The following is a 13,339-nucleotide window of genomic DNA, read 5'->3' as shown; positions in this document are numbered from 1 at the left end:
CCTAGGCTGTACGTTCTCAGACGTACAGCCGGGAGGGTTTTTTTATGACGACGAGCCGCTATTTCACGCTCAAGCAGTTTCCGGAAGGGCTCCCCAAGCGCGAGGATTTCGCCTTGGAAGAGACCACGTTGCCGGCGCTGGATCACAACGAAGTGCGCATCCGGAACCGCTGGCTCTCGGTGGACCCTTACATGCGCGGTCGCATGAGTGGCGCCATGACCTACATCGAGCCCTATGAGCTGCGTCAGCCAATGTCCGGTGCTGCAGTGGGCGAGGTCATGGAGTCGAACCACCCGCAGTTTCAGGTTGGCCAGAGGGTTCGCCATATGGGGGGCTGGCGTGATGTTGCCCAGCTTCCTGGCAACGAGGTCGAAAAGCTGCCTGACTATGACGTGCCCGAGCAAGCCTTTCTCGGTGTACTGGGGATGCCGGGTATGACGGCCTGGACGGGGCTCAATCGCATTGCCCGGATGCAGGAAGGCAATCGGGTTCTCGTGAGCGCCGCCTCAGGCGCCGTGGGATCGCTCGCCGTCCAGCTCGCCAAGTCGGCAGGTTGCCACGTAGTGGGTGTCGCCGGCAGCGATGACAAGTGTCAGTGGCTCGAAGAGCGCGGGGTTCATGCCGTCAACTACCGTGGGAAGGATGTCGATGCACTGACCAAGGCGCTGAAGGACGCTTCACCCGAGGGATACGATGTCTACTACGAAAACGTCGGAGGCCCACTGATGGAGGCGGCACTGGCTAGCCTTCGAGATCACGCGCGAGTGGCGATCTGTGGCCTGATCGATCGTTACAACGATACCGAAGCTGGCGCCGGCCCGCGCAATATCAATCAGTTGCTGTTTCGCAAGGCGCGAATGGAAGGCTTCATCGTCATGGAGCACTGGGACTTCTACACGGACTTTCTCGGTGAGGTCGCGCCCTTCGTGGAAAAAGGCGCGATCGATTACCGCGAGACGATCGAGGAGGGGTTGGAAAGTACGCCTGACGCCTTTATCAGACTTTTCGAAGGAAGCAATTTCGGAAAGATGCTGGTCAAACTGTAAGCTGCGTTCTTATACCGTTATCCCATTAATGCCATTATTTTAGCGGGTCACTTCCTCCCAGTGTGACAGGATGGTCAGCGCTTCTTCCCGGCTATCGCCACAGAGCTCGGGATCATGATCGAAGCGAAAACAGACCGCTGGGCGGCTGGGGTGCCCGAATAGCCGGCAGAGATTGTTCTCGTCGAGATTCACGCAACGCATGCCGGCGGGCTTACCCGCCGGCATTCCCGGTATGGACGAGGTAATGGACGGCGCAATACAACACGCGCCGCAGCCAGCGCGACAACTCACGTATTCGATCCTCTCAGCCAGTCAGTCTGCTTTCGCCTGCGCCAAGGCACCCTTGTCGATCCCCTCGAAAGCTTGAACGCGTATTGTGCCATCGTTCGATTTAGCGACGTTGTCGGCGATCCACCCGGCAATGTGCTCGACGGTCGTTGGAGAGTTCAGAACGTGGCAGCGCGCCGCGGGTATCTGGAGTTGAAACTGTCCCTGTGCCGAGCGATAACGCACCGTGACTCGCTCGTCCGTATCACGGTTTCTGACGACGTCGCTCTTATCGACCAGATAGCAGTTGTTCAAGACTTGCGCCCAGTGCATCTCCAGATCGACGTTGCGGTGACCGTTCTGCCAAATCCGTAGGTGCGAGCGATGGCCATGCGCGATTCGCTGACAGTTGCCGGAATGATGTTTCAGGCCGTGGCTGTAGCGATAGATCGCCCCATCGGGCGTCTCTTCCCGTAGTCGTACCCGGATCGCTTCCACGCGAGGCGGTAGTCGCTTGCTGAGTTCTTGACTCATGTGGGCCTCGAGACGCTCAGCGGTGATCTGCGCCCAGGGAAAGAGAGTGAACGCCTGGCGCGGGGCGCGCATGTCGAGCGAATAGGGCAGCTCCGCGGTGAGATGCAGCCCTTCGAGGCACTCCTCGACTTTGATCCCGCCGCCATGACTCGGTACCAAGAGCGTGTGGTCGAGGCCGGCGTCGATCCGGGTCTTGATCCACGGTTTGACCTCGCCGAAGTCGAATAGCATGCCATCTTCGCCGATCTCGCCATCGAGCTCGACGTCGACATGCCAGCTTGCGCCCATCAGGCCATGCTGAGGCGACCAGATCGAGACATCGACGTTGGTCAGGTTGTTAACGAATAGAGTCATCAGTCGATTCCCGCGATCTTGTGAGTCTGCAGTGAGAGTCGCCATTGAGGGTTCGCCATGCAGTACTCGACCGCGTCTTTCATGGGGTGTCGATCCGATGCGATCGTCGCGTACGAAAGATCCATCGGCTGCAGATAGAAGTGGTCGAAGTCCATCGTGAGGAAGTCCGAGGGATCGACGCCCGCTTGAGGGTAGACCAGCTTGAGTTCGTCACCGCGGTTTTGAACGATCGGGTTGTTGCCCTTCGGACTGACGCAGATCCAGTCGATGCCCGGCGGCGCTGCCAGCGTGCCATTGGTCTCCACGGCGATTTCGAAGTTGCGCGCGTGCATCGCAGCGATGAGCGCGGCGTCCAGCTGCAGCAGCGGTTCGCCGCCGGTGAATACCACGTAGCGCTTAGCCCCCGATGAATCCGATGGCCAGAGCGCGGCGAGATAGTCGGCGAGGGCATCAGCCTGCTGGAACCGACCGCCGTTCTGGCCGTCGGTCCCAATGAAGTCGGTATCGCAGAAAGTACAGCGAGCCGTCTGACGATCCTGCTCGCGTCCCGACCAGAGATTGCATCCGGTGAACCGGCAGAAGACGCTGGCGCGACCGGCCTGGCCGCCTTCGCCCTGCAGAGTGTAGAAAGCTTCTTTGACGCTATACATGTCGAGTTCGTTGAAGACCTTGCAATAAATGACGACGAGTCGTGACGCGCCCCGACCACGACGCGCCAAAAAATGAAAAGGAGCGCCCGTTCAGGCGTAGGGCAGTGGGTCCGTCTCACCCCAGTGAGCGAAGGCGGCGAGTCGCTCGCGACAGCTACCGCATTCACCGCAGGCGCGCGCCTGGCCGAGATAGCACGTCCAGGTCTTGGCGTAGTCCAGGCGCATGTCCAGGCCGTCCTTGAGAATCTCGGCCTTGGTGCGCTCGAGATAGGGGGCGCGAATCTCTACCGGCTCGAAGTTGGCGATAGCTGAAACGTCATTCATGCGCTCGACGAATTCGGGGCGGCAATCCGGATAGAGAATGTGATCCCCGCCGTGCGCGCCGTAGAAACAGATCGGTGCATCGATGTTCACCGCATAGCCGATCGCCAGCGACAGCAGAATCATGTTCCGGTTGGGAACGACGGTATCCGCCAAGTTGTCGCCGTCGTACTCACCGACGGGAATCTCTCGATCGGGGTCGGTCAGCGCCGAATTGTCGATGAGCTGGTGGATCGCCCGGATATCGACCACCCGATGAGGAATGCCTTGCGTTCGGCAAACCTCGGCGGCGATTTCCAGCTCCTTGGCGTGGCGCTGTCCATAATCGAAGGAGAGGGCATGGACGCGATAACCCTCCCGGATGGCGCGATGCAGGACGGTATACGAATCCATGCCGCCGGAGTAGATCACCACGGCAGCAGAGTTCATGGAATCCTTGCGGGAAGTCATACGGTCAACCTGTGGAAGCGTCCTCTGCCTGCGGTGCGCGATCGGGCGCGACTGACAGCGTACTGCGCTCGCCGCTGAGCGGTGTCAAAAAGCGGCGTCGGACCTCGGGCAGGGGGAGTTGCTGAGAAAGAAGGTGCAAGAGCTTACAGAAGGCAGCCTCGGTCGTCATGTCATCGCCGGAAAGAACGCCGATTTCGTTGAGCGTCTCGCCACTGGCGTAAGCGCCAACGTTTAGAGAACCCACCGGACACTGGCTTACGGCAACCAGCGTCTTGCCCGCACCGACGGCTTGCGCCAATACGCCGATCAGCGCTGCATCTTCCGGCAGGTTGCCGCTACCCCAGCATTCGAGAACGCCGCCGCGGACCGACTCCATCTCCAGCCACCGCGCGACCAATGCCGGATCCATCCCGGGCCAGAGTGGCAGCCTGACCACGCTGGCTGTCTCGGGAAGCGACACGAGTTCGAAGCGCGGCGCTCCCTGATTGGCAAGAAATCGATCGACGTGGAGTTTCGCGTCGCCGTCGACGATCTCACCAAGAATGGGACAGTTGGGGCTTTCGAACCCCCGCGTGTCATGCGTGTAGATCTTGCGAGTTCGACAGCCTCGAAGGAGCCGCCCCCCGAAGACGAGGCCGACTTCACGCAGTGAGTCGGACGCGGCAAATGTCAGGGCCGCTTCGAGATTGGCAAGCGCGTCGCTGGCGTGGACCCCCAAAGGGCGCTGCGAGCCGGTGACAATGACCGGCTTGGTCAGGCCCTGAAGCTGAAACGTCAGTGTCGAAGCACACCAGGCAAGCGTATCCGTACCGTGCAGGACGACGAAGCCGCAGTAGTCCTGATAGTGCGCCGCGATCAGTTCGGCGATATGAGACCAGTCGGATGGTTTGGCGCTACTCGAATCGATCGGTGTCGGGCTCTCACGAAGTTCGTAGTCGGGCAGGCCTGAGCGTCGCTCGACGGGCAGCGTTGCCAATGCCGACGACATGCGATCGGCAAAATCGCGCCCCGGCACCAGCCCCCTCTCGCCGGCTTCCATGCCGATCGTGCCGCCGGCGTAGATGACCAGCACCTGGGCCGGGGGAGGCGCGTCCGCTACCGCGCCGCCGACCGTTTGCAATTCAGAGTTCGTGGCCACGGACGACCTGACAGATCGAGGCGAAGGTTCGGGCTTCCGGCGGGTGATTGAGATCGACCCCCAGCGCGCGGCTGATATCGGACGCGGAGATCAATCCGCGCAGACGCGAGCGGCCTTCGCCATTGGGTTCGGTAATCAACAGGTGTTGATCGCCGGAGGATTTCAGTGTTTCCACCAGATCGCCGACGCTGGCGTGCGAGATTCGCGTATAGGAAAGCGAATGAAGTTCACTGCGCGGCGTCTGGATCATGTCGATCGTAACCTCGTCGCGATCGATTCGGTGCTGCTGCATCGCAAGCGTTGCCCGGCGGCCACCGATGAGCTCCTGCGCATTGACGACACCGGTGAAGTCACCGTGCGCGCTGATCGCTAGCAGTAACCTCACGCCGGCCTGCTTCATGGCATCGAGCGCTTGCGCTACCGAGCTCGATGTGGAGACGGTATGAGGTTCGCTGACGCTGAAGTCGGTGACGAGCAGAACGGCGGAACTTTCCAGCGTCACTTGCTGCGTCGCCTCGGCCTGCGGATGAACGATACCGCTGACGCTGTCGAGGCTGTCGAGCGTGAGCGTAGTGAAATGAATCTTGGAAGGGTGTGGCGTATTGGCCATCGATGAATCTCCCCGGTGAATGACAAGATCGCAGAGTCGATCGGATGAAGCGCCGATAGGTTCGCCCGGCAGGCGGCATCGGTGGACGTCGACTTCGTCAAGCGTAGAACGAACCTTGCGCGCGGTGTTTCAAAACAACCCTATAGGTACTGGCGGAGATCGCCACGCACGCTGTCGAGAAAAGTGATGAAGCGCGTATCGCGAGCATCGTCCTGACGATCGGCGCGACTCCCGAGCTTCATCGACTTGCTGACCAGTAGCTCGTCGTAGATATCCAGCGTGATCTTCTTGGGGCTCTCCGCGGAGGGCTGGATCTCGCCGTCTTCGAGCGTGAAGGTTTCGAAAAGAGTCGCTCGAATACGCGTGGTGCCGCCCTCGGCGAGAACACGGCGGACGAAGAGCCAACCCTCGCAGGCGAGATTGTCACCCTCATCGCGTTGACGTTGGAAAAGCGTGCGATAGCTCGCGCCTTCTTTGGCGGCGCGATCCGCCATGCTGCGATAGGCCTCGGTGACTCGGGAAGCCATGGCGCCCGTCTCCGCCAGTTTCTGCACGGCTGCCCGATGCTCGCGTCCGAGTTGCTCCTGGCGCTGAAAGCGTAGCCACATCCGGTAGTCGGCCTGAAGGGAGTTCGCGTCCATGTCTGCTCCTGATAATGACGAATTGTCAGCCGCCTATGATCACCCATCCGATCTCTCTCTGACCACCCGAAGGGCAAATTCCTTGCAAGGAAGCAGGGCAGCGCCTCGACAGCGCCCTTGACGGGGAAAAACGTACGTTCAGTTAAAGTTTTGCCCGCCAAAAGCCGATGTGTCGATTAGACCGCGGAAAGCACGTCTTCTCCGCGACTGCGGCTAGCGGCGGCGTGGTACAAAGAGCGCCAGCAACTGAGAGAGGCAACATGGCAAGCATATCGTCCTTAGGCATCGGTTCGGGGTTGGACCTCAACGGTCTGCTTGGCGATCTCGAGAAGGCCGAGAAAGAGAAACTGACGCCGATCGTCAATCAGCAGAAAAGCTACAACACCAAACTTTCGGCCTTCGGGAAGCTCGAAAGCTCCCTCGAGTCGCTGCGCGATTCGTTGACCAAACTCGATGACGCTGAGACCTTCACCGCAGTGAAAAGCTCGGTTACCGGCGATGCGATATCGGCCACGACGACTGGCGATGCCGTGGAAGGGCGATACGATATCCAGGTCTCGCAATTGGCGCAGGCGCAGTCGCTTGCTTCCCGCGGGCATGCCAGTCAATCGGAGGCGCTTGAAGCTTCAGATAACTCGGAGCTTGCCGGACAGCTGAGCTTCACCGTTGGAAAAGGCGAAGACGCGTCCACATTCTCCATCGATGTGATAGCCGGTGGCTCGCTGGAGGACCTACGTGATGCGATCAATGGCGCCAATAAGGGAGTGTCCGCATCGATCATCAACGATGGTAGTGGTACGCCCTACCGGCTAGCGCTGACGTCGAAAAAGATGGGGGAAGATCATCAAATCGCCATTCGTGGCGATAATGACAATCTGAACGCCGCTTTTAGTTACGACCCCGCGAAAAGCAGCGATACGAACGGCATGGCGGAGAAAGTGCCTGCCCGTAATGCCCTACTCAAGGTCAATGGCGTGGATATCGTGAGTCAGTCCAACACCGTCGAAGGAGCGCTGCAGGGCACAACGCTGGAACTGACCGCCACAACCGAATCGGCAACGCTTTCCGTCTCGAAAGACACCGAGTCGATGACCAAGGCGGTCAATGCGTTCGTCACGGCATACAACAGCTTCCAGACAATGGCTGATAGTCTGACGTCCTACGACGCCGAGTCCGACACGGCAGGGGTGCTACTGGGTAACTCCACGATGCGCAGTATCGAATCGCGTCTTCGTAGCGCGTTGAGCGCGGGCACTGGTACGGACGTCATGTCTCGGCTAAGTGACCTGGGCATCGAGCGGCAGCTCGATGGCAAGCTCAAGGTCGACGACGACAAACTCAGCGAAGCCATTACCAGCGATAGTGATGCCATCAGTCGGTTTTTTGGCGGAAGTGATGGCGCAGACGGCTTCGCGGACAGTTTCAACGTCACGCTGAACTCGATTCTAGATGAGGGCGGACTGCTAGAAACCTCCACTAGCGGGATCGACACCTCGCTCAAACGTCTGGACGATCGATACAATCGTACCCAAGAGACGATCAATTCGACGATCGATCGCTATCGTAAGCAGTTTTCCCAACTGGATAGTCTGGTGGCGCAAATGAACTCGACCAGCAGCTACCTCACCCAGCAGTTCGATTCTCTGAACGCGCAGCTCAACCAGTAACAGCGAGGCGACAATGATTAATAGACGGGGGGCTGGCGCCTACGCTCGTGTGGGAGTCGAATCTGCGGTTATGTCCGCCGACCCGCATCAGCTGATCGTGATGCTGTTCGACGGTGCACAGGCTGCCATCAGTAGCGCAAAGCTCCATATGGAAGATGGGAATCGTGCGGCCAAAGGAGCGGCTATCTCCAAAGCGATAGATATCGTGAACAATGGGCTGGCGGCCGCACTCGACTACGAAAAAGGCGGTGAGATTTCGGGCAACCTGGGTCGTCTTTACGACTACGTCTCCCGTCTTCTACTGCAGGCTAATCTAAAGGACGATGCGCAGGCACTGGAGAGCGCAGCGGCGATTCTCGATAATATCGGTTCCGGCTGGCGAGAGCTTCGTCAGAATTCCTCACCGCTCGCCGAGGGAGCCTGACGTCATGGCCCAAGTATCGTCTTTGACCCAGCGCTACGAAGAGCTCTTGGTGGTCTCGACTCGCATGCTCGCGCACGCCGAGCATCAGGAGTGGGAGGCGCTGGTGCAGTGCGAAGCCCAGTACCTGGTCGAGCTTGACCAGGTTCGCTCGCTCGACGCGCAGATCGCGCCGAGCGAGACCGAGCAGTATGAAAAGCTCGCACTGCTCGAACGCATCCTCGAGCAGGATGCCCGGACACGCCAACTGCTGGATACCCGCCGTGAAGAACTGAGCCGGCTACTCGGTGATTCGAGGCGCCAAAAGGCAGTAAGCCAGGCTTACCAGGGCGGGATAAGCCAGATGGTGTCGCGACCGCGCATGGCCATCGCCGACGAGCGACCGTGAGCGGCATTACGCCGATTCTCGACACGCTCCTACACCAAGTGCTGGGTAAGCGTGTCGATGTGCCGGTTGCCAAGGATCAGCCGGCACCGGTCTCGTCCACGGTGTCGTCGGATGCCGTACAGTCCGGGCAAAGCGACTCTCGCCTTCATCAGCAGTCCCACAACCGTCTGAGCGACGTCGTCCCAACGCGTAACGATAGCCACGCCACCGGGACGATGACCGCGCGGGCCGATCAATCACCCGCCTCGACGCAGACGCATCTCAGTCGAGCCGCAGTCGATATCGCGACACTCCTGGCCAAATTTCCCACCTCGACCGGTGCGATGCCGGCTGCCCGCACCGCGTTGCTCAATGAGGTTCCGAACCAAGGGGCCACACTCGCTAACGCGCTAAAGGATGGCATCGCATCCAGCGGCGCGTTCTATGAATCCCATCTTCTCCGCTGGTCGCAGGGCCGTTTCCCCGTGCAGCGTTTGTGGCGAGAGCCGCAGGCTTGGCTGGCGCTCACTTTCCGCCCTGTACCGGAACCACCCGCGCCATTGGCGTCGGGCCCCAATGCCTGGTTGCAAACAGGAAGGGCGGCGCGGGCCGACAACCAGGCGTCTGGTCAAGCCTCTGCCATGCCGTCAGGGGGTCGCGGGGCACTGCTCGATGGACCTTTGCGTCCGGTGGTTTCACGCTCTCAGGGCCGGGTCGCAGCGCCTTTCCAGTCTTCTGTCGGTGGTCCACCGCAAGAGGGGACGAACCCGTTAGCGCCGGCACTGGAGAGGCTATCGGCGATTCACGCACACCAGTTGAATGCCCCAACTACGCCGGAGGCGCTCCAATCGCTGGTTCGGCATCAGCTCGAACTTCTCGTTTCGCCGCAGGTGCAGTGGTCTGGTGAGCTTTGGCCCGGAATGCCGGTCACGATCGAGCTGATCCCCATTGTCGAATCTGAAGGGGAAGAGGGTCGCCGGTCTGAACCGGAGCAGGCGTCTGACGAGCGCTGGCGAGCTCGTGTCCGACTGACGTTGGACCGGTTGGGGGATGTGACGCTCGTGCTAGAGAACAGCGGTCGTGACTGGCAAATCGAGATTCTTCCGGATGTCACGGAATCGTTGCCCCCACTTCAGCGTCATGTCGCGGACCTCGAAGCACGTCTGCAGCTTGCGGCCATCACCGCCGACATCCGCTTGAAACCAAGTGGGGTGGGGGATGAATGATGGTCACGACAGCCGGAAGCGTGCCGTGGCGCTGGCCTACTCCGGCGAGCGTCACGACGCTCCGCGCGTTGTCGCCAAAGGGCAAGGTGATGTCGCCGCTCGCATCGTTGACAGCGCACAGCAGTCCGGGGTGTTCGTACACGACTCCCCCGAGCTGGTCGCACTGCTGATGCAGGTCGATCTCGACGACAGAATTCCCGAAACGCTCTATCAGGTCGTCGCCGAGCTGTTGGTGTGGATTGCCGAAATCGACCGATCCGGTATGAGCGGGTGGGACGAAAAATCGGTTTGAGGGGCGTCTAGGCCGCCCTGAGCGCGAGTTTCGCAATCAACGGTTACAAATTCTCAACCCCCCTACCTTTCCCCATCTTCGTCCGCGTGAAGGTATTTTATAAAAATATCAAACACTTAAGCATAATAGGCTCGATTTCTAGGCGTTTGTCGGATTACCCAAAAATAATTTTAGTAACAAAACTTGCTTTTATTCACTAAAAAGTCGCAAACTGCGTCCATCATAAAGAACTGATGTAAGCGCGCTCACGATCTCGCTGGGCGCATTGTCAGTAAAGAGTGCCCGCCATAAGGGCATCGATAAAACGCAGGGACTCCCAAAATGCCTTCGAATAGCCTCATCGACGATATTCAGGATCTGAATTTATCGTACTTGCTGCTAGTCCAGCGTCTGCTGAGCGACGATCGCGAATCGGCGATGTTTCGTCTCAATCTCGATGCTGAGCTGGCGGACACGATCGGTGCGCTCTCCATTCGCCAGCTCACCCAGCTTTCGCGAACCAATCAGCTGCTGTGCCACTTACGGTTCACGAGTGCCGATCAAGTCAATCTTCTGCTTCACAATCCTCGTGCCCAAGGCCTGAGCCAAACGCACGCATCGTTGTTGATGGCGGGTGCCAGTCGCGCCGTTGCCAAGTCTTCGGAGGCCTGAGCATGGCGGACAAGAGTCTGGTAGGTGAGATGTTGCAGGTTCAGCTCGCTATCGAGCTGATCGAGCTGGGTGCCCGACTACAGGTGCTGGAGACGGAGACCGAACTGAGTCGCGGCCGTCTGATCAAGCTCTATAAAGAGGTCAAGGGCATGTCTCCGCCGAAGGGGATGCTCCCGTTCTCTGCGGACTGGTTCATTACCTGGTTGCCCAACGTCCATTCATCGCTTTTTTACAATATCTATCAGCGATTGGATCAGGAGCTCGGTTGTGAGCGCATGTCGGCCTTCGTCAAGGCTTATCGCCTCTACCTGGAACAGGTCGAGCTCGACGGCGCCGAGCCCACGCTCGGTTTGACTCGTGCCTGGACGCTAGTGCGATTTTTCGAGAGCGACCTGCTGCAGCTGACCCGCTGCCAAAGCTGTCACGGCGATTACGTCGCCCACGCGCACAGCCCGCGCCAAGGCTATGTCTGCGGCATCTGCCAGCCGCCGTCCCGCGCCGGTAAGACGCGTCGTTCCAAAGCTGCAGACGCGCAAGCGCTCGAGGCCGCCTCGGAAGAGACACAGGCGCCTGCGCGGCGAGTCGCGAACTAAAAATGGCCGACGCATTGGCCGTTGCTATATGACGCGAAGAACGGGCCCCTAGGGCCCGTTCTTCGGTTCCGCCTCATGGCTCGGCATGGAGTGTCCAGCGCCGATCCTCCATCAACCGGCTTTCGATGACGAAACATCCTATCCGGCATGGAGCTTACTCCCCAGTCGGCGGCGCCACCATTCGCATAACCGCTGACCGCGTTTACCCACCGCACATGAAATGTCGCTCAAGCCCGCCCCCGCGCTGCCGATAGAGAAAGCAAGTTCACTTGCCTCATTTCTGGAGCGTGCCCTGTGTTAATTCTGATTGGATACGCCGTCGTTCTGGCCAGCGTCTTCGGTGGCTACGTCTCCATAGGCGGTCACCTTGGGGCGCTGTTTCAGCCCGCTGAGTTCGTCATGATCATCGGCGCGGCGATTGGGGCGTTCATCTGTGCCAACAACGGCAAGGCCATCAAGGCCACGCTGCGATCGTTCTCGAAGCTCAAGCGAACCAAGCGCTACAACAAGATGATGTACATGGAGCTGATGGCACTTCAGTACCGCTTGCTCACCAAGGCCCGGCGCGACGGTATGCTGGCGATCGAGCGAGACATCGATGCGCCGAAGGAGAGCGCGATATTCGCTGACTATCCGAAGATCCTGTCCGACCCGATGATCATGGCTTTCCTTACCGACTACCTGCGTTTGATGGTGAGCGGCAATATGGATCCGTTCGAGATCGATGCGCTCATGGAGCACGAGATCGAGACCTTCCAGCACGAGGCGGAAATTCCCTCGCATTCGTTGACTGCCGTGGGTGACGGACTACCGGCGTTCGGTATCGTCGCCGCCGTCATGGGGGTCGTCCACGCATTGGGCGCTGCCGACCAAGGAGCCCAGGTAATGGGCCAGCTCATCGCACAGGCGCTGGTCGGTACCTTCGTCGGCATCCTGCTGGCCTACGGCTTCGTCACTCCGGTCGCACAGCATCTTTCCCACCAGGTGAACGAAGCCGCCAAGATGCTGCAGTGCATTCGAGTAACACTGATGGCGAGCCTCAACGGCTTGGCGCCGCAGCTCTCCGTGGAGTTCGGCCGAAAGGCGCTCTTCACGGCAGTCAGGCCTTCGTTCAGCGAGCTCGAGGAGCACGTGCGCTCTAGTGGCCAGACGCTCAAGAGTACCGGGACGGACAACGCATGAGCGACGGAGAACGCCGCCCCATCATCGTCAAACGTCGTCGGGCGGGAAAAGGCGGCCACCACGGGGGCTCATGGAAGATCGCCTACGCGGATTTCATGACGGCACTAATGGCACTCTTTCTGGTGCTCTGGATCCTGTCGACGGTCAGCGAGGACGAGCTCAAGGGAATCGCCGAATATTTCCGTACGCCGCTCGCCGTCGCCCTGACCAACGGCGATCGCAGCTCGGCGAGCACCAGCGCCATTCCCGGCGGCGGCGCCGATCCTACGGCGTCCGAGGGAGAGGTTCGGAAAAGCGACGATGCTCGCCAGCGGATCCGTCCGAGCGACGAGCAGCGCAGCCTGCGAGCGCTGCGTGATCGCCTTCAGAGTGTCATTCAAAGTGACCCTCAGCTGCGCGAACTCAGCTCGCAGTTGCGTATGGACTTCTCGCCCGAAGGGTTGCGAGTGCAGATCGTCGATAGCGATCGGCGGCCCATGTTCCAGATCGGCAGCGATCGACTCGCCCCTCACATGGTGACGATCCTGCGGCGCATTGCGCCGGTACTCAACGAGATGCCCAATTCGATCAGCATCAGCGGTCATACCGACGATCTTCCCTATGCCGGGGGCGAGAAGGGCTACAGCAACTGGGAGCTCTCTGCGGACCGAGCCAATGCCTCGCGACGTGAACTGATCGCCGCCGGGCTCGATTCGGCGAAGCTACTGCGCGTTGCCGGTATGGGATCGCGGGTCATGCTGCCGGATACCCGAGCGAGCGATGCGGTCAATCGGCGTATCAGTATCGTCGTGCTCGACGCGCGAGCCAGCCGGGCCATCGAGGATCAAAACGAGATCCCGCTTCCCGAGACGGTACCGTCGGGCGCATTCACGGCAAGCGATAACGAGCGAGCGCCGCGCGCCACGAGCTGACGACGGCGTCTCGTTCTA

General features: G+C 60.0%; 17 protein-coding genes. 10 read left to right on the top strand and 7 right to left on the bottom strand.

The window, feature by feature from the left end; translation table 11 throughout:
* Window positions 1–44: 44 nt before the first annotated feature.
* Window positions 45–1,046 carry an NADP-dependent oxidoreductase gene (locus tag DOM33_RS02505; RefSeq protein ID WP_110665528.1) on the top strand — a complete coding sequence of 334 codons (1,002 nt, stop codon included), beginning with the start codon at window positions 45–47 and terminating at the stop codon, window positions 1,044–1,046.
* 39 nt (window positions 1,047–1,085) lie between these two features.
* Here the strand turns inward: DOM33_RS02505 and DOM33_RS02500 are convergent, their stop codons facing one another.
* The 7 genes from DOM33_RS02500 to DOM33_RS02470 all read right to left on the bottom strand — a co-directional run bounded on the left by DOM33_RS02500 (window position 1,086) and on the right by DOM33_RS02470 (window position 6,011).
* Window positions 1,086–1,337 (bottom strand): YkgJ family cysteine cluster protein, encoded by a 252-nt coding sequence (locus DOM33_RS02500; RefSeq protein WP_110665526.1) that lies wholly within the window; start codon window positions 1,335–1,337, stop codon window positions 1,086–1,088.
* Window positions 1,338–1,358: 21 nt separating this feature from the next.
* The gene (locus tag DOM33_RS02495) at window positions 1,359–2,201 is read right to left on the bottom strand and encodes a 6-pyruvoyl trahydropterin synthase family protein (protein WP_110665524.1); all 843 of its coding nucleotides are present in this window, start codon (window positions 2,199–2,201) and stop codon (window positions 1,359–1,361) included.
* Window positions 2,201–2,851, bottom strand: coding sequence for a 7-carboxy-7-deazaguanine synthase (gene queE, locus DOM33_RS02490; RefSeq protein ID WP_110665523.1), 651 nt, complete (start codon window positions 2,849–2,851; stop codon window positions 2,201–2,203). Before queE ends, DOM33_RS02495 begins: the two co-directional genes overlap by 1 nt.
* A 90-nt stretch (window positions 2,852–2,941) precedes the next feature.
* The gene (queC, locus tag DOM33_RS02485) at window positions 2,942–3,601 is read right to left on the bottom strand and encodes a 7-cyano-7-deazaguanine synthase QueC (RefSeq protein ID WP_420820178.1); all 660 of its coding nucleotides are present in this window, start codon (window positions 3,599–3,601) and stop codon (window positions 2,942–2,944) included.
* A gap of 25 nt (window positions 3,602–3,626) precedes the next feature.
* The gene (locus DOM33_RS02480) at window positions 3,627–4,760 is read right to left on the bottom strand and encodes an asparaginase (protein ID WP_239495238.1); all 1,134 of its coding nucleotides are present in this window, start codon (window positions 4,758–4,760) and stop codon (window positions 3,627–3,629) included.
* On the bottom strand, window positions 4,744–5,370 hold the full coding sequence (locus tag DOM33_RS02475) for a CBS domain-containing protein (RefSeq protein WP_110665519.1): 627 nt from the start codon (window positions 5,368–5,370) through the stop codon (window positions 4,744–4,746). Before DOM33_RS02475 ends, DOM33_RS02480 begins: the two co-directional genes overlap by 17 nt.
* A 140-nt stretch (window positions 5,371–5,510) precedes the next feature.
* A complete protein-coding gene (locus DOM33_RS02470; protein ID WP_110665517.1) occupies window positions 5,511–6,011 on the bottom strand; it encodes a hypothetical protein in 501 nt (166 codons plus the stop codon).
* A 260-nt stretch (window positions 6,012–6,271) separates the two neighbouring features.
* Here DOM33_RS02470 and fliD point away from each other — a divergent pair, with 260 nt between their 5' ends.
* The 9 genes from fliD to motB all read left to right on the top strand — a co-directional run bounded on the left by fliD (window position 6,272) and on the right by motB (window position 13,321).
* Window positions 6,272–7,678, top strand: coding sequence for a flagellar filament capping protein FliD (gene fliD, locus DOM33_RS02465; protein WP_110665515.1), 1,407 nt, complete (start codon window positions 6,272–6,274; stop codon window positions 7,676–7,678).
* Between the two features lie 13 nt (window positions 7,679–7,691).
* Window positions 7,692–8,102: a flagellar export chaperone FliS gene (gene fliS, locus DOM33_RS02460; protein ID WP_110665513.1), complete on the top strand. Its 411-nt coding sequence runs from the start codon at window positions 7,692–7,694 to the stop codon at window positions 8,100–8,102.
* A gap of 4 nt (window positions 8,103–8,106) precedes the next feature.
* A complete protein-coding gene (locus tag DOM33_RS02455; RefSeq protein WP_162617866.1) occupies window positions 8,107–8,487 on the top strand; it encodes a flagellar protein FliT in 381 nt (126 codons plus the stop codon).
* Window positions 8,484–9,692 (top strand): hypothetical protein, encoded by a 1,209-nt coding sequence (locus DOM33_RS02450; RefSeq protein ID WP_110665508.1) that lies wholly within the window; start codon window positions 8,484–8,486, stop codon window positions 9,690–9,692. Before DOM33_RS02455 ends, DOM33_RS02450 begins: the two co-directional genes overlap by 4 nt.
* Window positions 9,685–9,984 carry an EscU/YscU/HrcU family type III secretion system export apparatus switch protein gene (locus tag DOM33_RS02445; protein WP_110665507.1) on the top strand — a complete coding sequence of 100 codons (300 nt, stop codon included), beginning with the start codon at window positions 9,685–9,687 and terminating at the stop codon, window positions 9,982–9,984. Before DOM33_RS02450 ends, DOM33_RS02445 begins: the two co-directional genes overlap by 8 nt.
* 321 nt (window positions 9,985–10,305) lie before the next feature.
* Window positions 10,306–10,635: a flagellar transcriptional regulator FlhD gene (gene flhD, locus DOM33_RS02440; RefSeq protein WP_110665505.1), complete on the top strand. Its 330-nt coding sequence runs from the start codon at window positions 10,306–10,308 to the stop codon at window positions 10,633–10,635.
* Window positions 10,636–10,637: 2 nt separating this feature from the next.
* Complete coding sequence (gene flhC / locus DOM33_RS02435) at window positions 10,638–11,228, top strand: flagellar transcriptional regulator FlhC (protein WP_110665502.1); 591 nt, start codon at window positions 10,638–10,640, stop codon at window positions 11,226–11,228.
* Between the two features lie 294 nt (window positions 11,229–11,522).
* A complete protein-coding gene (motA, locus tag DOM33_RS02430; RefSeq protein ID WP_110665500.1) occupies window positions 11,523–12,410 on the top strand; it encodes a flagellar motor stator protein MotA in 888 nt (295 codons plus the stop codon).
* Complete coding sequence (gene motB, locus DOM33_RS02425; RefSeq protein WP_110665498.1) at window positions 12,407–13,321, top strand: flagellar motor protein MotB; 915 nt, start codon at window positions 12,407–12,409, stop codon at window positions 13,319–13,321. Before motA ends, motB begins: the two co-directional genes overlap by 4 nt.
* The last annotated feature ends 18 nt before the right edge of the window (window positions 13,322–13,339 follow it).

Source organism: Salinicola halophilus (genome assembly GCF_003206155.1).
Lineage (GTDB): Bacteria > Pseudomonadota > Gammaproteobacteria > Pseudomonadales > Halomonadaceae > Salinicola > Salinicola halophilus.
Note: the sequence above shows the minus strand (reverse complement) of the source record. Positions and strands in the feature narration are given on the sequence as shown.